Raw genomic sequence first — 18,794 nt, 5'->3', positions numbered from 1 at the left:
TGGATTTAGAGAATTACGCCATCCTTGAATATGGCAATCTCCCGGAATCCATGCTGCTCACTGAGTGTGTGTGACCGTCCTGAAGCAATGTCAATCAGCTGGCTGAACAGCTGCACTTTCACCTCATCCATCGTCTGCCCCTCCAACAGCTGGCCTGCGTTGAAGTCAATCCAGTGTTTTTTGCGATTCGCCAGATCGGATTGGGTCGCAATCTTGACGGTAGGTACCGGACCTCCGAAGGGAGTCCCCCGCCCTGTTGTGAAGAGCACAATATGTGCACCCGCCGCAGACAGTGCCGTTACAGATACCAGGTCATTACCCGGTGCTTCTACAATGTTCAGACCGGTTTGAGTTACACGTTTGCCATACCGTAGAACGTCGACTACGGAAGAACGTCCTCCCTTTTGCGTACATCCAAGTGACTTTTCCTCTAGCGTTGTGATGCCACCAGCCTTATTCCCAGGTGAAGGATTCTCATAGATGTTCTGGCCATGGTTCACAAAATATTGCTTGAAGCCGTTCACGAGGTCCACCAAATCGTGAAACACCTGCTCATTGGTAGCCCGGTTCATTAAGATCGTCTCCGCACCAAACATCTCCGGAACTTCCGTCAGAATAGCCGTACCCCCGGCAGCAACCAACATATCAGCAACTGCACCGACCAGCGGATTGGCTGTAATGCCGGATAAACCATCGGAACCGCCACACTTCAAACCAATTTTAAGTTTACTGAGCGGAAGCGGCTGCCGTTGTTCATGTTCAGCGATCTCCACAAGTTCTTCCATCAGTCGAAGCCCTTCCTCAAGCTCGTCATCCGTTTCCTGTGCTTTGAGAAACCGTACTTTACCGCGGTATTCCGGAGCAATACACTCACGGAATTCATCGACCTGATTGTTCTCACAGCCCAGACCGATGACGAGCACGCCTCCTGCATTCGGATGCTCCACCAAGGAGGCCAGCAACTGTTGTGTATACTTCAGATCATCACCAAGCTGTGAACACCCGAATGGATGCGGAAAGTGAAATACACCATCGACCCGGCTTCCAAACTGGGACTGCCCCATACGTGCCAAAGCTTCACACACTTTATTGATACATCCAACTGTGTTCACAATCCAGATCTCATTACGAATACCTGCGTCACCATTGGGGCGCAAATATCCATCAAATGAGCGCAGATGTTCCGGAGGCATGTCCGTCTGAACCTGCGCGCCCGGCTGATACTCATATTCAAGTAATCCGTGCAGACCCGTCTTCAGGTTGTGACTATGAATCCAGCTTCCCTGCTCAATCTGCTCTTGGGCAATCCCGATGGAGAAACCATACTTCATCACATCATCACCCGGTGCCAGGGTATGCACAGCAATCTTATGCCCTTTGGGCACGTCATCCAGCAAGGTAAAAGAAACACCGTCTGGCAGGGTAATGCATTCTCCTTTCGCATAATCCCGAAGCGCTATAATGACATCATCCTGTGGTTGAATGGCAATCCAGTCATTGATTGTACTTGTTGTGTTCATTTCCCTTCACCTTCCAACAATCCGATTTCACGAACAAGTGCTGCACGCAGCCCTTCTCTTGCATCCAGATTTCCGCCCCAGATCAAGGTATCCGACAACACAGCCGCTACCCGGTCATCCAGTTGGTTCTGATTCCTGTTAAGCGTGTCATAACCTTCCCAGTGTGCAGCCAAAGCAGCCAGGACATCCGGGTCATCCCGCAGCAGAATGTCCTCTCCATTCAGTCTTTGTGCCTTGTAACCTTCTGGCGTATTTACCGGACGATAGAGACACAATAATCCAGCAAACCCTTGAATTAAACGTTCTGGCCAACTTCCCTGATTTTGCTCGTAAGACAATAGTGTTGGCAGCACACGCACCTTGAATTTTCCGATCGTATTCAAAGCAATATCTTGCAATTTGTGATCAATATATGGGTTAAGGAACCGTTCGAACACTTCTTCTGCATACTGGTCCAGCTGATGATCGGGCATATCCAGAGCAGGCACGATCTCCTGATGCACAGCTTCCCTGATCCATGAGCCAAAATACGGATCTTCCATCGTTTCTCTCACATGCTGCTTACCTTGCAGAATGCCGAGGGATGACATTAAGGTATGTGACCCATTCAAAATACGAACTTTGCGTACCTGAAAAGGCTTCAGATCTTTCACCCAATGTACATTGAGACCTGCCTGCTTGAGAGGAAGTTTTTTGTCCAATGATTCATCACCCTGAATGGCCCAGAAATGATATGGCTCTGCCGTATTAATCAACTGGTCCTCATACCCCCAGCGATTCGTCAGGGAATCGGCTTCCTCCTGGGTCGGCGCACCTGTTACGATTCGATCTACCAGATTGTTCAGGAAGTGATTATGGTTCTCGATCCATGAGCGGAAGCCTTCCGAATACCCATAATCCTCACTATGACGGAGAACACAACTGCGAAGCACGTCACCATTGCCTTCAAGCAGCTCGCATGGCAGATGAATCAAACCTCTGGATGGATCACCATCAAATTTCAAATATCGCTGATGCAGGAAAACTGTTAATTTCCCCGGAAATGATTGGACGGGTTCACCCTCGATATAGTCCGCATACGTATATTTCAATCCTGATTCGGTTGTATTGGAAATAACGAACTCAAGTGAAGGCAGTTCCGCCAAGTTCAGAAAGGCATCCCATTCCTCATACGGATTGATACACTGTGAGAAAATGGAGATCAACTCTGTCCGCTCAACCGGCTTTCCTTGAGACAGCCCACGCGTAATCATCGTATATAATCCATCCTGATCACGAATCTGCTCCAGCTTGGCTTTGCCTCCCGGTCGTGGTTGGGTAACAGCTACACTTCCATGGAATTTGCCTTGTCTGGCACTCTCATGAAGCATCCAGTCTGCAAATCCCCGCAAGAAATTACCTTCTCCAATCTGCAAAACCTTCACGGGACGCTCCATAATCTCCTTGCACTTGCGCTGACCATCGCTCCCCAGTAAATTCAGCTTCAACCTTGGCCGTTTCGTGCTTGCCGACATGGACACTCACCTCATCGATTATTTGTACTGTCGGAATGCAGCTCGAAGGCTCTGCACCCTTTTATTGTAAACGCTTTAAATTCATTGTATCATCAATAAAAGGAAATTAAATTGCTTATATTGCGGTAAATATACTCTCTCATGACCAGGTATAACATCTCGTTGAAGACGATCGTCTGGAAAGGAGTCTTTATGGAACGTTCACCTGTTCGTACGACTATTCAAGCAGAATCCGGTATTCCGTTCCGCCTGGTGTACAGCGATACCAAATCCCCTCAGAACGAATTGCCAGATCACCTTCACGACTGGCATGAAATTATCTATGTATATCGGGGTCAGGGAAGCATCTTTATTGATACGGGACTTGAGAATATGCAAGAAGGAGATCTGTTCATTATACCGGGCAGCACGGTTCACCGAGCCTTGCCGGATGCAGGCAATCCTGTCACATCTTCCGCATTGTTCTTCAGCCCGGGCTTGCTGGCATCGACCGCTGGAGGCGCTGCTTCTTCCTTGCTAAGCCTGTTTGAACGTTGTCGTAAACAACGCGTGTATAAGAGGCATCTGAACACAGAGGAGCAATCACAGGTGGCCGCCCTCATTGATAATATTCAGACCGAATTCCAGCTCGGTCATCATCTAAGCGCACATGCGGCCCTGTTAAGGCTGCAACTGTTGCTCATTTTTCTGGAACGTCTGGAAGCTGCGGGACCTGCGAATCCGGGTAAATCCGCTCCAGGTCCCTCATGGCTCTCTTCTACGATCTCTCATATTGACGATAACCTTCGGAATGGCCTGTCCCTCCCTGAACTGGCGCAGCACGCCTCTGTATCCCCTGCCCATTTCAGTCGTGCCTTCAAACGATACACGGGAATGACTCTAACGGATTACGCATTAGCACGAAGGGTCATTATGGCGAAAGAGCATCTGGTGCAAGGTGATGAGACGATGGTAGCCGTTGCCGATGCTTGCGGGTTCGACAGCCTGCCCCACTTTTACCGTCAATTCAAAAAATTAACCGGTACAACACCCGCAGCATACCGCAGAACCATGAACAGTTCTCGTTAAAATAGAACCAGACTGGAACATAGGTGCCTGGGCCTAATCATATATATCCACATATTCTTCCATATGGAAGATGTGGTATGATAATCTGGATTATTACTTGTCGGAAACATTGCATTCCGTTGTCAGAGGAGCTTAGCATTCCATGTTAAACGAATTGAATCGCAGGAATATTGGTATCTTCGCCCATGTGGATGCGGGGAAAACAACCACCACCGAGCATATGTTATTTGAGAGTGGTGTCGTCCGCAGTCCGGGACGTGTAGATGACGGAACAACAGCCACAGACTCCCTGGACATTGAGAAAGAACGTGGCATATCCGTTCAGGCAGCCATGACCTCTCTGATCTGGAAGAACACCATCATTGACCTCATTGATACGCCTGGTCACATTGATTTTAGCTCCGAAGTAGAGCGAACGCTACGGGTAATGGATGGCGCTATTCTCATTCTGTCGGCAGTAGAAGGCATTCAGTCCCAGAGTGAAGCCATCTGGCATGCCCTTCGTTCACTTCGCATCCCAACCATCATTTATATTAATAAAATGGATCGGATTGGTGCGTCTGCCCCAGCGGTAATGGAGCAGATTTGTTCCACCCTGTCCCCTTTCGCATGCGAAATCCAAACGTATCAGTTCCACGAAGATTCATTTCATGGCATCGACTCGCTATGGAACCCGAATCAAGATTCTCTGTCAGATGGCACACCTTCCATTCCAGGTCTGGTCGAGATACTTGCCGAGCTGGACGAAAAGGTCATGGAAGCCTACATCCAGGAGACTCCGTTATCACAAAGGGATCTGAATGAAGCATTCCTGCGGTATGTGCATCAGGGTGAGATGTTCCCTGTATGTTATGGGGCTTCCGGCAAAGGAATTGGCGTCACGGCATTGCTGGACACGGTCCTTGCATTTCTGCCTCCACCTGCACAACCAGTGGACTCTCCCGTATCCGGCGTTGTGTTCAAAATTGAACGTGACCGTACGATGGGCCGCACGGCATACGTCCGTATGTATGGTGGCAGCTTACACAATCGGGATACCATCCATAATTCGACGCGGGAGCTTGAAGAGAAAGTGACGCAGATTCGCCGTATGGATGGACGGAAATGGGCGGATACCGGTGCCGTTCACGCGGGGCAGATTGCTGCGCTGTATGGACTGAGTGACACACATGTGGGTGACATTATCGGCAATCCTGAAGGTGTACCTCCTCTGCCACAGATGGCTGTGCCTTTGCTGACCGTACAAGTACATGGCAAGGACCCGGCACGTTACCCCGATCTTGTCGCAGCATTGCAAGAGTTGACGGATGAAGACCCCTTACTCGACCTGCAATGGTTGCCGGAGGAACGAGAACTGCATCTCAAGGTCATGGGAACCATTCAGCTTGAGATTTTATCCAGCCTGTTGCTGAGTCGTTTCGGATTGGATGTCGTGTTTGATCCGCCATCCGTCATCTATAAGGAGACACCACGTACAGCCGGAGAAGGTTACATCGCTTATACGATGCCTAAGCCCTGCTGGGCCATCCTTCGCTTCAAGATTGAACCTTTGCCTCGCGGAAGCGGTCTGATCTATGCCTCAACCGTAAGGACAGAAGATCTGCTGTTACGTTATCAGAATGAAGTTGAACGACGAATTCCGGAAGCCTTGTCTCAAGGTATGCTCGGTTGGGAAGTAACCGATCTGCGCATCACGCTGGTGGAAGGGGAACATCATGTCTGGCATACACATCCGCTGGATTTTGTTGTAGCCACACCTATGGGAATCATGGATGGATTGTCGAGAACAGGTACCACGTTGCTGGAACCCCTTCTTCAGTTCCGGCTGACGGTCCCGGAGGAATACGGCGGTAAGGCCCTTAGTGATCTGGTACATATGCGGGCAACCTTCGAAGCCCCCGTCATTGGTAGCGGACGTTGTATTATTGAAGGAGTTATGCCTCTTGCCACCTCAATGGATTATCCGGTGAAACTGCGTTCCGAGACAAGCGGCCGCGGGATGCTTACGACTTCGTTTGCCGGATATCAAGATTGTTCTGCGGATGTGAATCATACTCGCAAACGCAGAGGAGTTAACCCGTTGGATCAGTCGAAATATATTTTAAGTGTACGAAACGCGATTACATCATAAATGGAGTTGAACCTGTGCTTATTAAATTTCTTATCTTTGGCCTTTTATGGCGGATTGTAGGTAATCCGTTCATTGCCGTCCTCATTTTACTCGTTATACTGTATTTCCTGGATCGTCGTTACGTTGGGGTGTTCCCAAGCTTCACGAAACCTCTCAAACGTATGCGTAACATCTCACGGCTTCGGCAACAGCTTGCCATGAGTCCTAATGAAGTTTCTTCCAAGCTGGAACTGGCTCGCCTGTTAATTGAGCGCAAGCGTTACAGTGAGGCACATGCGTTATTGCTTGAACTGGAGCGCCCATACGAACAATCGGCTGAGTACTGGGAGGCACTGGGGACAACTGAGCTTCATTTGGGCAACATCGAAAAAGGCGAACGTCATATTTTGCAAGCCCTCGAGATCAACCCCAGAGTCAAGTACGGACGCCCGTACCTAACCCTTGCCGGAGCTTTCAAAGATACGCATGAAGACAAAGCGCTGGATTATGTGCATCAGTTTCAGGAGATTCATTCCTCTTCCAGTGAAGCTTATTATCTGCTCGGCTCGGTTCACCGTTCCCTTGGGCGCAATGCTGATGCAAAACAGGCATACGAGCAATCTTTGAACGTTTATCGTTCGTTACCCAAATACAAAAAACGTCAGGAGCGCCGCTGGGCTGTCCGCAGTTGGTTCCGCAAACGTGGATTGTAATGTCATCCGCTATACACCGTAATCTTCATATATCACTTTTCTAACCAATAAAAGTGCACTGATCTCTGCCCTCGTAAGAGCAGAACCAGTGCACTTTATTCTTAACAACGATATTAATACACCAATATCTCACACAGTCGTTCTTCATGGAGATGCATCCAGTCGATCCGCTGTTTGAGCTTCACAATCTGCTCCACAGCCACTTCCGGCTCATCTGTACCCTCGAACATCCGACTGATGAAATGCATGACCACATCCAGACTACGCAGCAAAATCAATCGAGGTATGGCCAGCAACTCTTCCGGTTTCAGGCTGACCTGTTCCCGAAATCCCCTGATCAGTCCCTCCTGTGCCTGCCACATCCAATCTTCACTCTTGTCCATGGTAAGGAGGTCAGACATCGGAACAGCCAGCTCCATTACCCGCAAATCCCATGTCGCAAATTCAAAATCCAAAATGGCACAGATTCCACCATCCTGCTGATCTACCAATACATTCGAGGCATTCACGTCCCCATGAACCAATTGATGCGGCAGATGTTCCATACCCCGCAGGGCTTCAAACAGATCTGGCAGCGCCTCTCTCAGTTGCTTCAACTCATTTGCACATGAGGCCAATTGCTCTGGCGGCGATGTGCATAGCTGTAATAATCGTTCTGGTGAACAGAGCGGATACGCATCCTGAATTCGATAATATGGTGGATACACAGGTTCAAGTGGTATATCCAGGGTAGCCATAACACAAGACAGGGCCCCCGCCGCTTTACCGAGCCCTATCAATTGATCTGGTGTATGCCAGATGGGATTGACGCCTTCCCTATAATGAAACAGAGTCACGATTTTGGTATGACCTGTCAGGGTATCTTTTACAGGAAGGAATGTACCTCTCTCACCAGATAACCGCCTTACAGGTGAAGGTGTATCAAGCTTAAAGTTCGAACGTTGTAGGGCTTCCAGCACCTCGTGTTCAAAGGTGATTTTCATCGGATCATTATGTGTTTCATATTGTCTCATGACGTAATTAGTCCCGTCTACATGGAGCATGTAAGTAGAATTATTCATTCCACCCTTTCCACGCTCGCCTTTCCAATCCGATGTAAAACCATATAAGGCCAACACTTCGGATATACGCTGCTGCTCTGAAGGATGGAGGGAACCGGAATCGATGTTTTGCACCAAAAATTAACCCCTTTATCTCACAAAATGGAACTGTCTTTTATTTATCTTAAAGGAAGTCCATCGCTTGGTCTAGTTCTGTTCCAAAGTGATCAAGAGAACGGATAATATCCCGTCCGATTAAGCTGCTCCGCAATGACACGATACCCTCTTGCATTGGGATGCACTCTGTCCCAGAACAACAGTTCACGTTCACGACCTTCAAACCTGTCATACACCTGAGCACACGCATAGTTGCCTGATCCGGCTCCATTCAGAAACGAATTATATTGGCGCACCCAGTACGCAGCTTCCGTCGCTTGTGGGTACGGGTTGTACAATCCGATGGATCGGACCATATACTCATGGTTGCCCTTTAACTGCCGAATGTGCCGCATGATCTGGGATACATTACTGCGGGTTTCTCCGAGCACCTGTGTCATTTTGCTGGCATTTGGAATGCCATTACTTGCTTTGAACGTACGAATCAGATCATTCCCGCCAATGGATATGGTAATGATATCCGCTTCACGGAGCGATTGCCGCACTCGGGGATGCGAAGAGATCATCTGCAACATTTCCCCCGACGTCAGTCCATTCACGCCCATATTCTCCATGGATACAAACGTACGAACATTCATTTCTGCCATTCGCCGATATAAAGGAACAAAGCCGGTGCCCAGCAACGCTCCTGTACCTACTGTTAATGAATCTCCTATAGCCACATATCGATATACCATCCCGTCGCCCCTCTCTGCTGTGATTTCTCTGAACAATAATGAACTGCTCTATATCTTATGATGAGTTGCAAGACAAGGCGCGGGATGGTGTCCTTAGGCATACACCTTTCTTTTTTGCATAAGACCACTCTTCTTCTGTAGAGGTAAAAAAAAGAAAAAAGCCCTGCCGCATAACGCGGCAGAGCCTGATTCATTGCAATGCATTACATGCCTATGGTCCGATCCGAATCAACGGAATCTGATTGTTCCTTGTTCGGGAACGGCCACCAGTTGGCCCGGCCAAACATCTTCACCATCACTGGAACGAAGAATGGCAGGAACAGCAGAGAGTACAAGATCAATCCGCTAAGGACTACTGTGGCAATCTGCATCATCGAGAGAACACCGGATGGATACATCGCAGCAAATGTACCGCTCAGAATGACCGCGGCAGATAGAATAACGGTGCCCATGTTCTTCATCGCGTACAACATCGCATCCTGTACTTTCATACCTTTGTTCTCATTGAAACGGTCCATCAGGAAGATGCTATAATCCACACCAAGTGCAATCAGCATAACAAATCCGAAGAACGGAGTAACCCAGCTAATGCCTGCGAACCCAAGGATATTAACAAAGATCACTTCGGTTAACGCCATCGATGTGAAATAAGCCAGTAATAAGGAAACAATCAGATACAATGGCATAATGACCGAGCGAAGCAGTACGACCAGAATAATAAATGTGCCTGCCAGCATCAGCATTACAGTACGTGTATAGTCGTTATTCGAGATCTCCTGCAAATCTGCAAACGTGCTGGTAACGCCACCTATGGCGATATCTGCTTTTTCAAGTGTACTGCCTTGTACCGCGCGATGTACTGCCGCCTCAATGTCAGGAACACGATCAATGGCTTCTGTTCCGTATGGATTTTCGGCGAAAATAACATCAATCGTCATCGTTTTCCGATCTTCAGACAGATACGTATCAAATACCTGTGTGAAGTCTTTGCTGTTCAGTGCTTCATCAGGAACGTACCAACCTGCAAGATCGGAATCTGGTGAATTTTGCAATTGCGTCAGGTAGTCCTGCGCTGAATCCAGTCCACCGGATACCTGTTTAATACCATCGACACTTTGATTTAGTCCATCTGTCAGTTGTGTCAGCTGACCACTCAGATCCGAGAAGCCTTGTTGGATTTTCTCCTGACCACCCTGAAGCTGGCCAAGTCCATCCTGAATGGAAGGAATTTCACTAATCACTTTACCCTGACCATCCGCAGCCTGTTTGAGACCGGATTGCAACTGACCGATTCCCGTTACAATCTGGCCCAGGCCATCGGCAAGCGCCTTTTGTCCGGCTGCTGCGGAGGCAAACCCTTCATTGGCCTGATTAATTCCAGCAGCGGCTTCCCCAAGTTTGGTCTTAATCTGACCCAAACCTTGAGCAAGCTGCGCTGTGCCAGAACCTGTTTCTCCAATCGCACCTTTGATACGCTGGTAATCAGCATCTTGCTGCAATTCAGGATAACGCTCTTCAAGTGCTGTGAAGGATTCGGACAGACTGGTTAGAGCTGTTGAAACCCCGTTCAGCTGTTGTTCCAGTTCGCGGGTCCCATCCCCCAGTGCAGCGACCCCTGCTCCCGCCTGACGATAGGCTTCAAGCAACTGATTGTTTGCCTGCGCAAGTTGATCTGCACTCGTTTTGGCTTGCTGAAGTCCGGCTTTCAGATCCCCTGCACCTGCGGAACCATCTCGAATACCTTTTTCAATCTGCCCAAGTCCCTGACTGAGTTGCGTGATACCCGATTGCAACTGGGAGGTTCCTTTGGTAAGTTCACCTGCTCCATCAGCAGCTTCTTTTAACTGTGGTTCATTTTTACTTAGCTGACTGCTGGCTTCACTCAGGCCATCACGGATTTTGTCCAGACCCGTCTTGCCTTCACCCAGTCCATCCGATAATGTTCCCACTTGCTGTGTAACTTCAAAATCTTTAATCTCATCACCCGTAGGTCGTGTCATACTACGGACACCAGAGACTCCGGCTACTTTCTCTACTTCCCGGCTAATTTTCTCGGCAACGGCCATATACTTTGCATTATCCATCTCTTCATCGTTCTGGATGACGATCTGACCCGGCAGTGATTCACCCGGACCGAAGCTGTCAGAGATAATGTTAAATGCTTTTACGGAATCATATTTCTCGCCAATCTCATCGAGACTGTTGAACGACAGTTTGCCATCGTAGGTTGCCAGAAGAGGCACACAGACAGCTGCAACGATGAGCAGCGCAGCCCATGGACGTTTAAGTGAAAAGCGACCAGCTGCACCATAGATCTTGCTCTCGGCATGTTCAAGTGAACCCTTCGACGGCCAGAATAACTTCTTGCCTAACACCGCCATGAAGAATGGTACGATGGTCACTAAGGCAAGCATCATCACTGCAATACCTACAGCTACGGCAACCGCAGAACGGTACAACATAAACTGGGCAAAGCCAATCGCAATGAATCCAACCAGCACAGCTAGTGCTGAGAAGAGTACCGTTTTACCGGCAGTACGATAGGTAGCAATGATGGCATCCCACGTATTCTCATGATGAGCCAGTTCTTCCTTGAACCGACTGATCAACAGGATGCAGTAATCCGTACCAATCCCAAACATGACGGCGACCATAAAGATCTGTGTAAATGTGGATATCGGGAAGTCGAGCCCATCCACCAGAAATGCAACAATCTGTTGCGATACAATGTAACTGATCCCCACCGTCAGTAGCGGGACAAACGGAGCTACAAACGAACGGAAGACCAGGAACAGAATGAGTAAAATAAAGACAACGGTAATATATTCCGATTTCTTAAGCCCCTCTTGGGAACTTTCAATGGTGTCCTCATCAATCAGACCTTTACCGGTTATGTAGTGCTCCACATTGACGGACTTCAATGCTTCATTCAGGTCTTCCCGCATTTCCTTGACCGTACGATCTCCCTGATCAATGGATAGCGATGTTAGAATCGTTTTTCCGTCAGCTGAGATCATCTTCTCGGACAGTTCAGGCTGAGAGAAAGGTTCCAGAATGGACAGAATACCGAGCTTCTCCTTGTCGGCCTCCAATTGCTTAACGGCCTTCTCTGCCTCTTGTTTCCCCGTGGTGCCCAGCCCATCGGGATTATAGAATACAAGGGCGATCTGGCTCCCCTGTTGTTCTCCTTTTTGTGCTGCAGCTTCATTCAGAATCGCTGCTGCCTGGGTGGAAGAGTACCCTTCCGGAACCGAAAACTGTCCCTTTTCCCGAATCAGTTCACTCATGTTAGGGGCGGTAAACATCAACACGGCAGCTACAACAACCCATAGCCCCATTAACCACCATCTTGCTTTTAGTATCGTTCTCATTCGTTCTCCCGTCCTCCTTCATGCGATAGCAAAGCTGCAAGCTTCTCAAAAGATTCAATGAAAATTCGGACTTCTTCCGGTTTAAAATGAACCAGATACGGCTCCAGAATCTGCTGTATTTCCTGTTCTGTTTCCCTGTATACCTGTCGTCCGGTATCCGTCAGTGTCAGATATACAACGCGGCGGTCACGTTCATCCCCGGCCCGATGGACCAGATCGCGATCCACCAGCTTGTTGACCAAAGCGGTAATGCTGCTCTTACCTATACACAGAAGCTCTGCAAGATCAGAGGGCGTGCAGAAAGGTTTCTCTTCAATCAGACGAAGTGCGCAGAACTGATCGGTCGTTATGGTCTGCCCCACTTGTTCGCGTATCCGCGTATCAAACCGCTTATTGACCATAAAGGAAGCATCCAAATAGCGGTTCACCAAACTTTTTGCATCCGGTGTACTCATTCTTCATTCTCCTTTCCCAAATCTATATAGTTCACTTAACGAACTATTCTTCTGTGAAACTATTCTATAATGAAACAATCTTACAAAGCAATACTTTTTTCCTGCTTTTTTGATGAAAACGACAAAAAAACAGGACGTCCGACTCAGCTCATTGCCAAATCCAACATCCTGTACTGATGATAATCCATATATTTCTTAAAGTAATAAAAGGTCTCTGTGCTACTCTTCGTCCGTATCTTCCTCTTTTTCAAGCACACAACGGAATCGCTCCACACCTGGGTATAATTCACCCAGACTATATACCACAAACCCCGTATTCCGATAAAACTCGACGGCTTCCAACTCGGTCTCAGCGATCAGTCTATCGGGATTGTATGTTGCCAACAGTTGTGAGATCATACCACGTCCATAATTTTTAAAGCGGTTTTCAGGCAAAACCGAGATATGATGAATGGTAACCTCACTTGTTCCTGTCTTCTCATATCCAATCAGACCGATCAATTGTCCCTCATCTTCGTAACCGCCCATTTGCAATTCGTCTTTCTCTACATATTGTTGCAACGCACGGTTCAAGTGATCCGGATCAGGAAAGACCGAGTAGGACAATAGTTCCTGTACTTCCGGCTCCTGTATGCGTGATTTCAGATTAATTAACACCTTGATTCCTCCTATACCTTGCTTGTTTCCGTTATCGTATTGTAGTCGTTAGCCTCTAAAAGTTCAAGTCGTGTGCCGATTCAACTCCGATACCCTTCAGACCACACATTAAGAGTGCCGGGTCCATTGTCAGGTCCCGGCAGAGAATTTATTGCTTTTGCACAGCGAAACGAAGCAGTTCACAACGAAATTGTGTCGGTTCATCATACTTCTCCTCTTCAATCGTCTGTGTAACATACTCCTGAAGCAGAATATTCCAGCCTTTGTAGGCATCCTCCAGTATAGCAATCGCCTCGGCTGTGGGCAGGTTCAGCTCAATTAATGGTTCAATCTCCTTGCCTGTATTGATTTCTTTTTCCTCCACATTGGTGCTCATCGTAATACAATGAATGCCCCCTGTACGAGTTCCGGCCTGTAACCGGTCTATCGCTTCCATGAAGGCTTGCTTATTTGAGACATGTTCCAGACAAGAACATGCAGCAATAAAATCAAAATAGTTTGGCTCCACAGCATAATGTTCAACATCTGCTCTCACTGCCTGTACGATATGATCAACCTGATATTCTTTCGCATACTTGCGAAGTCCGTCTATGGCCTCATCCAGCAAATCCACACCGATGACTTCACTTTTCGTTTTTGCAAGGCGCTGTGCAATCGGTATCGTATGCCTTCCCACTCCGCATCCCAGATCGAGGACACGCAATTCCTCCTTGTGAGCAAGTAGACGTTCCAGCATATCCATCACCATAGGCATGGGCCTCGACATCCAGGTACCAGAGGCGAATAATTCATTATTCTGATAGAAATTGGAATGATAACCTGCCTCTGCTTTTCGCGCAGCCTCAAATTGTTCGTTTCCCATCAAGATACCCCCATCGTTTAGAAAATGATTTGCATCTTCTACTTAATACCCAGATTGTCACAAAAAAATCAATTAACAGCAGGTGACAGATTTTTCTTCATAAAGGATTCCAGCGCCGCCTCATATCCGGTGCGATCGACTTGAAACGCTGTGCCATGACCGGCACGGGGGACGGTCAGCAATTCCTTTTCGGTTGGGCAGGCTTCATACAACCTGTACACCATTTCCGTTGGTACAAACGTATCCGCCTCTCCGTGGATGAATAACACGGGAATGTTAACTTTGGCAAGCTGCTTGAGAGCCGAAGCCTCTCTAAAGGAATACCCTGCTTTCCACCGGGAGATCAGACTTGTGACAGGTATAAACGGAAATGCAGGAAGCTTGTATAATTGCTTTAACTGGAACGTCAGTTCTTCTTCCACGGATGTATACGCACAATCAGATACAATCGCTTTAACCTGAATCGGCAGAACTTCACCACCTGTCATCAGTACGGTTGCTCCTCCCATGGATATGCCGTGCAATATGATTTCCCCTTGTGTACCCACTTTTTCAAGCACCCAGTTGGTCCACTGGACATAATCCTTCCGATCTAACCAACCAAAACCAATGATATCACCTTCACTCTGTCCATGACCTCGATCATCTGGCATGAGTACGTTATAACCGTGCTTTTCCGCATAAAACCGGGCAAATCCAGCCATTTCTCTGCCTCTACCCGAATAACCATGTGCCAGAATAACCGTCTGATCCGACCCTTTATTGGAACCGAGCCATGTACCATACAGTTTTAATCCATCATGTGATTGAAGAGATATCTCTTCTGTAGGCTGAGCATCCAGCCACTTCAGGTCAGAAGCACTGCTAATGATTTCATTGTCCGGTTCAGGCATCAGATTTGGATTATCTACCAAAAACGTTTTTGCTGTACGGCGAATGGCCGTTTTGAAAAAATAAAGCCCTCCTGCCCACAGAAGAGCAAGAACGATCAGTACCAGTGCTGCAAGTACGTAGAATAACATGAACGAGCCCTACCCTCTTTCCTTATTAAGATATATTCAATCTTTACTTACTCGTTGCAGTGCTACACATGCTGCTTGATAGGCGGGTAACAAAGCATCTAGCAAAGGTTCTGCTTTCCGTGATTGACCTTCCTTCGCCAACTGCTCTATCCGGGCAAACAAAGTTGATAAATAACGAATCCCCAGGCTCAAACTCCCTGATTTCAGATCATGGGCTACCTCGGTTGCAGCAACATGGTCACCGGACACAATATGTCTGCGCAGCGCCTCAATTTTGCCAGGTGTATCGGTACGATACATGTCCAACAACATACCAAGGAGTGTACGATCGCCATCGGTGTTTAATTCCGCAATCTCATGTACGATGCTCATATTTAGTACCTCGGTCGGTTCGGAGGATTGCTGCCACTTCTCGATCATCTTACTCAGAATTTCCAGCGTGAAGGGTTTGCCAATAAAGTCATTCATCCCGGCTTCCTTACACTTGTCTTTCTCTCCCTGCATGACATTACCTGTCATTGCAATGATTGGTGTGGTATGGCGCATTTCATCCATTTCTATCGAGCGGATTTTGCGTGTTGCCTCCAAACCGTCCATCAATGGCATCATATAGTCCATGAGAATCAAACTGTATTTTTTGCTGAGAAAAGCAGCTATTGCCTCTTCCCCATTCACTACAGCGTCCACTTGGGTTATTCCCAGTTTTTTGAGCTGCAACATAACAAGCTGTCGGTTGATGACATTATCATCGGCCAGCAATACAGATACAGAAGGAGCTTCATCATCCATATCCTGCCCCTGTTGCTCTTGAGCGGAAGCAACAGACTGGTTAGCGGACTGGTTACCGTCTTTCTTACCAAGTGTAAGTTCGAACCAGAATGTTGATCCTTCACCCTCCTGACTGTCTACTCCAATCCGACCTTCCATCAGTGTAACGAGCGACTTGCAGATCGATAATCCAAGGCCCGTTCCTCCATACTCACTTGAGCGTCCTCGTTCAGTCTGCATGTAGGGTTGAAATAACTGGTTCTGATCTTCTTCCGAGATACCAATGCCCGTGTCTTCGACTTCAAATCGGATCATTTGTGTAATCTCATCATCTTTCATAAGGGCGACTCGTATCCGCACTGTACCTTCTGATGTGAATTTGTTCGCATTCTGAATTAGATTGATCAGTATCTGTGTAATCCTCGTTGGATCCCCTTCAAGAAGAGTAGAGATTCTGGGGTCACAGTCTATCGATAACTGATTTCCGTTCTTTCTGACTTGGGGTTCGAGCAAACGAACAATATAGTTTATCGTCTCTTGCAGATCCACTTCTCCCAGTTCAAGTCGCATCTGACCCGCCTCAAGTTTGGACAGATCCAGAAGATCCTGAATCAGCTTAAGCAGCAGTTTGGCAGCATCCTGTATAACGGAAACGGAATTCTCCTGTTCTTCAGACAATGGAGACAGCTTCAGCATCTCAGCCATCCCCAATATGCCATTTAATGGCGTACGAAAATCATGACTGATGCCTGCAATAAATGCGATTTTTGAATCACCTGCATCTACTGCTTGCTGACGTGCAGCTTCAAGACTGTTATTGTTCTTAGCAAGCAGACGCTGGAGTGTCACCAGTTCATTATTCATTTCCGAGAATTCCGTAAGTGTCCGTTCCTCTTGCTCTTTACTCCGGATCATCTGATCCGATAACTGCTCAATCGTTCTGCGTAGCCTCTGTATCTCTCCGCTCTCATTAGACATCACATCATCCCTCTCTTAATCCCTAACCATATCAAGCTGATTACATGTAGCTGGCTGAGCCAGTAATTGTTCTGCAACCACTACCGCTTCATCGGCTCCTGGAGCATAACCGTCAGCTCCTATCGTTTTCCACAACTCCTGATCAATATTAAAGGGATATCCCCCAACCATAATCTTCACATGTGCCGTTGCCGGATGATGACGGATCAGATGAATCAACTCTTTGGCCAGATGAAGGTGATACGTCATCGTAACTGAAATCGCAACAACATCGCCCTGATGCCGCTCTATAGCCTCTATTACACTTCCATTGGGAACATTGGCTCCCAGATAGTGCGTATCCCAACCTTCCATCTCGAACACATCTGTGAGCATACGCAGTCCGATCTCATGTTGTTCACTGCCTACACAAGTAGCCACTAGTTTTTTATCCTGACCCGTATGAATTAGCCAGCGAGAATAAAGACGTGATATGAATGACTGGGTCGCTGCCGTACAAAAGTGTTCTTGCCCCACACTGATACGATGGCATTGCCACAATCGTCCAATTTCATATTGGGTAGGCTGAAAGATATATCGATAAATGTCACGAATCGTCACCCCGGCTTCTAACTGGGCTTCAATGATCTCAAAGGCTTCTTTCCGTTTATTCTCTAGCAAGCACTGTAAGTAAGATTGCGCAGCATCTCCATATGGCATGGATTCGTTGATGTAACCCGCCTGTGACTCCAAGTGTGTTGTTCTATATATTCCCATCTCCAGATACTCGAGCAGAAGTGACTTTGACGGATGGTCAAATTCTTCTTCCAATGTCTCTTTGATCAGATTGAGATTAATCGCCAGATCTTCTGGTGATACCTTATAACCCTCAAGTAGAACTTTCAGCCAGGTAATATACTGAGTAAACAGACCTGGACTCTGTACGAGCGCACTTTCTGCCAAATAGTTCAAGCTATACTCCGAATCCTGTTTGGTTCGCATTTTTCCATTCTCGCCAAATCGCTCAAGTAAATCGGGCTGTCTGAGATACTGTTTCTCCGTTATTTTATCAGCTAAGTTCGCAGATTCTTGGAGCAAACGTTCTCCTGCTTCTTGATGACTCATAGATGCACCCCTCCTCATACCCGCATCACACTCAATCTTCATTCGTGACTAATCCAGAATGAGATTGATGTTAGCTGACTTGCAATCTGGATAGGTTCTTCTACTTGATCCAATCCATCCATTCCGCTCTTAATCGTTATGTTCCATTATACATGAACTTTCGATAATCATGTTTTACACACGATGAATGTATAGAACAATCTTCCTATATTATGGAGGGCCTTGCAAGTCAGTCAGCCAGTATATACCTGTACTTTTCGAGATCCACAAAAAAAACTGACCTGCGTTATGAACGCAAGTCAGTTTTCCCTTCTGCCGCCAGTCCCAGCTTCTTCAACATCTTAATCGCAGCTACTTTCTCGGAAGGGTCAAGTCCTTCCAAAGCATCAATGATGACCTGATGGTGTTGAGGAAATATCTGTGTGAACAATTCTCTTCCTTCCTCGGTTAACTCAGCGTAAATGACACGCCGATCTTCCTTGGAAGGTCGACGAAACAGCAGATTTTTATTTTGCAACTTATCTACAACATACGTAATATTACCACTGGACATTAACACCTTTTCACCAATCTTTTGCAATGCCTGTGGTCCCTTATGATATAACAAATCAAGCACACCAAATTCTGTCGTATTCAGTCCGTGACTCTGGATGTCCCGATTGGAACGTGAGGTCACAGAATTGTAGGCCCGAACAAGAACCACGAATAATTGTAAAGACAGTTCCCGGTTGTCCTCCGTGTTCAGCATTTCAATAATC

The 18,794-nt window shown here is 47.4% G+C and carries 15 protein-coding genes; 3 read left to right on the top strand and 12 right to left on the bottom strand.

Features of this window, described 5'->3' with window-relative positions; all coding sequences use genetic code 11:
- Positions 1-5: 5 nt before the first annotated feature.
- Both AC1DE7_RS04460 and AC1DE7_RS04455 read right to left on the bottom strand, forming a co-directional pair.
- Positions 6-1,520: a UxaA family hydrolase gene (locus tag AC1DE7_RS04460; protein WP_477533809.1), complete on the bottom strand. Its 1,515-nt coding sequence runs from the start codon at positions 1,518-1,520 to the stop codon at positions 6-8.
- Positions 1,517-3,034 (bottom strand): tagaturonate reductase, encoded by a 1,518-nt coding sequence (locus AC1DE7_RS04455; RefSeq protein WP_477533808.1) that lies wholly within the window; start codon positions 3,032-3,034, stop codon positions 1,517-1,519. The genes AC1DE7_RS04460 and AC1DE7_RS04455 overlap by 4 nt, the downstream gene beginning before the upstream one ends.
- 141 nt (positions 3,035-3,175) lie before the next feature.
- Between AC1DE7_RS04455 and AC1DE7_RS04450 the strand changes: the two genes are divergently transcribed.
- From AC1DE7_RS04450 to AC1DE7_RS04440, 3 genes are all read left to right on the top strand, one after another.
- Entirely contained in the window at positions 3,176-4,102 is a 927-nt protein-coding gene (locus tag AC1DE7_RS04450; RefSeq protein WP_477533807.1) for a helix-turn-helix domain-containing protein, read from the top strand.
- A 142-nt stretch (positions 4,103-4,244) separates the two neighbouring features.
- Positions 4,245-6,233, top strand: a complete 1,989-nt coding sequence (locus tag AC1DE7_RS04445) for a GTP-binding protein (RefSeq protein WP_477533806.1) — start codon at positions 4,245-4,247, stop codon at positions 6,231-6,233.
- Between the two features lie 14 nt (positions 6,234-6,247).
- A complete protein-coding gene (locus AC1DE7_RS04440) occupies positions 6,248-6,925 on the top strand; it encodes a tetratricopeptide repeat protein (RefSeq protein WP_253507405.1) in 678 nt (225 codons plus the stop codon).
- A 113-nt stretch (positions 6,926-7,038) separates the two neighbouring features.
- On the opposite strand, the gene AC1DE7_RS04435 is transcribed toward AC1DE7_RS04440, so the two are convergent.
- The 10 genes from AC1DE7_RS04435 to AC1DE7_RS04390 all read right to left on the bottom strand — a co-directional run bounded on the left by AC1DE7_RS04435 (position 7,039) and on the right by AC1DE7_RS04390 (position 18,784).
- Positions 7,039-8,100, bottom strand: a complete 1,062-nt coding sequence (locus AC1DE7_RS04435; RefSeq protein ID WP_477533805.1) for a phosphotransferase enzyme family protein — start codon at positions 8,098-8,100, stop codon at positions 7,039-7,041.
- A 92-nt stretch (positions 8,101-8,192) separates the two neighbouring features.
- Entirely contained in the window at positions 8,193-8,855 is a 663-nt protein-coding gene (locus AC1DE7_RS04430) for a GDSL-type esterase/lipase family protein (protein WP_353882740.1), read from the bottom strand.
- A 167-nt stretch (positions 8,856-9,022) separates the two neighbouring features.
- The gene (locus AC1DE7_RS04425; protein ID WP_477533804.1) at positions 9,023-12,190 is read right to left on the bottom strand and encodes an MMPL/RND family transporter; all 3,168 of its coding nucleotides are present in this window, start codon (positions 12,188-12,190) and stop codon (positions 9,023-9,025) included.
- A complete protein-coding gene (locus AC1DE7_RS04420; protein WP_036609512.1) occupies positions 12,187-12,645 on the bottom strand; it encodes a MarR family winged helix-turn-helix transcriptional regulator in 459 nt (152 codons plus the stop codon). Before AC1DE7_RS04420 ends, AC1DE7_RS04425 begins: the two co-directional genes overlap by 4 nt.
- A 219-nt stretch (positions 12,646-12,864) precedes the next feature.
- Positions 12,865-13,302 (bottom strand): GNAT family N-acetyltransferase, encoded by a 438-nt coding sequence (locus tag AC1DE7_RS04415; protein WP_036609514.1) that lies wholly within the window; start codon positions 13,300-13,302, stop codon positions 12,865-12,867.
- A 148-nt stretch (positions 13,303-13,450) separates the two neighbouring features.
- Positions 13,451-14,164 carry a class I SAM-dependent methyltransferase gene (locus AC1DE7_RS04410; protein ID WP_127543847.1) on the bottom strand — a complete coding sequence of 238 codons (714 nt, stop codon included), beginning with the start codon at positions 14,162-14,164 and terminating at the stop codon, positions 13,451-13,453.
- 68 nt (positions 14,165-14,232) lie between these two features.
- The gene (locus AC1DE7_RS04405; RefSeq protein ID WP_339286411.1) at positions 14,233-15,186 is read right to left on the bottom strand and encodes an alpha/beta hydrolase; all 954 of its coding nucleotides are present in this window, start codon (positions 15,184-15,186) and stop codon (positions 14,233-14,235) included.
- Positions 15,187-15,222: 36 nt separating this feature from the next.
- Positions 15,223-16,932, bottom strand: coding sequence for an ATP-binding protein (locus tag AC1DE7_RS04400; RefSeq protein WP_477533803.1), 1,710 nt, complete (start codon positions 16,930-16,932; stop codon positions 15,223-15,225).
- 15 nt (positions 16,933-16,947) lie between these two features.
- On the bottom strand, positions 16,948-18,036 hold the full coding sequence (locus tag AC1DE7_RS04395) for a cobalamin B12-binding domain-containing protein (protein ID WP_477533802.1): 1,089 nt from the start codon (positions 18,034-18,036) through the stop codon (positions 16,948-16,950).
- 286 nt (positions 18,037-18,322) lie between these two features.
- Entirely contained in the window at positions 18,323-18,784 is a 462-nt protein-coding gene (locus tag AC1DE7_RS04390) for a MarR family winged helix-turn-helix transcriptional regulator (protein ID WP_036670259.1), read from the bottom strand.
- Between the last annotated feature and the right edge of the window lie 10 nt (positions 18,785-18,794).

The sequence above is a fragment of the Paenibacillus sp. 10L310 genome, from assembly GCF_056395745.1.
The sequence above is the reverse complement of the archived record's forward strand: the minus strand, read 5'-3'. Positions and strand labels throughout refer to the sequence as shown.

Excerpts from the sequence above, each read along its gene's own strand:
- AC1DE7_RS04460 (WP_477533809.1), bottom strand. The coding sequence starts at position 1,520 with ATGAACACAACAAGTACAATCAATGACTGGATTGCCATTCAACCACAG.
- AC1DE7_RS04455 (WP_477533808.1), bottom strand. The coding sequence starts at position 3,034 with ATGTCGGCAAGCACGAAACGGCCAAGGTTGAAGCTGAATTTACTGGGG.
- AC1DE7_RS04425 (WP_477533804.1), bottom strand. The coding sequence starts at position 12,190 with ATGAGAACGATACTAAAAGCAAGATGGTGGTTAATGGGGCTATGGGTT.
- AC1DE7_RS04445 (WP_477533806.1), top strand. The coding sequence starts at position 4,245 with ATGTTAAACGAATTGAATCGCAGGAATATTGGTATCTTCGCCCATGTG.
- AC1DE7_RS04410 (WP_127543847.1), bottom strand. The coding sequence starts at position 14,164 with ATGGGAAACGAACAATTTGAGGCTGCGCGAAAAGCAGAGGCAGGTTAT.
- AC1DE7_RS04400 (WP_477533803.1), bottom strand. The coding sequence starts at position 16,932 with ATGTCTAATGAGAGCGGAGAGATACAGAGGCTACGCAGAACGATTGAG.
- AC1DE7_RS04405 (WP_339286411.1), bottom strand. The coding sequence starts at position 15,186 with ATGTTATTCTACGTACTTGCAGCACTGGTACTGATCGTTCTTGCTCTT.
- AC1DE7_RS04390 (WP_036670259.1), bottom strand. The coding sequence starts at position 18,784 with ATGCTGAACACGGAGGACAACCGGGAACTGTCTTTACAATTATTCGTG.
- AC1DE7_RS04420 (WP_036609512.1), bottom strand. The coding sequence starts at position 12,645 with ATGAGTACACCGGATGCAAAAAGTTTGGTGAACCGCTATTTGGATGCT.
- AC1DE7_RS04450 (WP_477533807.1), top strand. The coding sequence starts at position 3,176 with ATGACCAGGTATAACATCTCGTTGAAGACGATCGTCTGGAAAGGAGTC.
- AC1DE7_RS04395 (WP_477533802.1), bottom strand. The coding sequence starts at position 18,036 with ATGAGTCATCAAGAAGCAGGAGAACGTTTGCTCCAAGAATCTGCGAAC.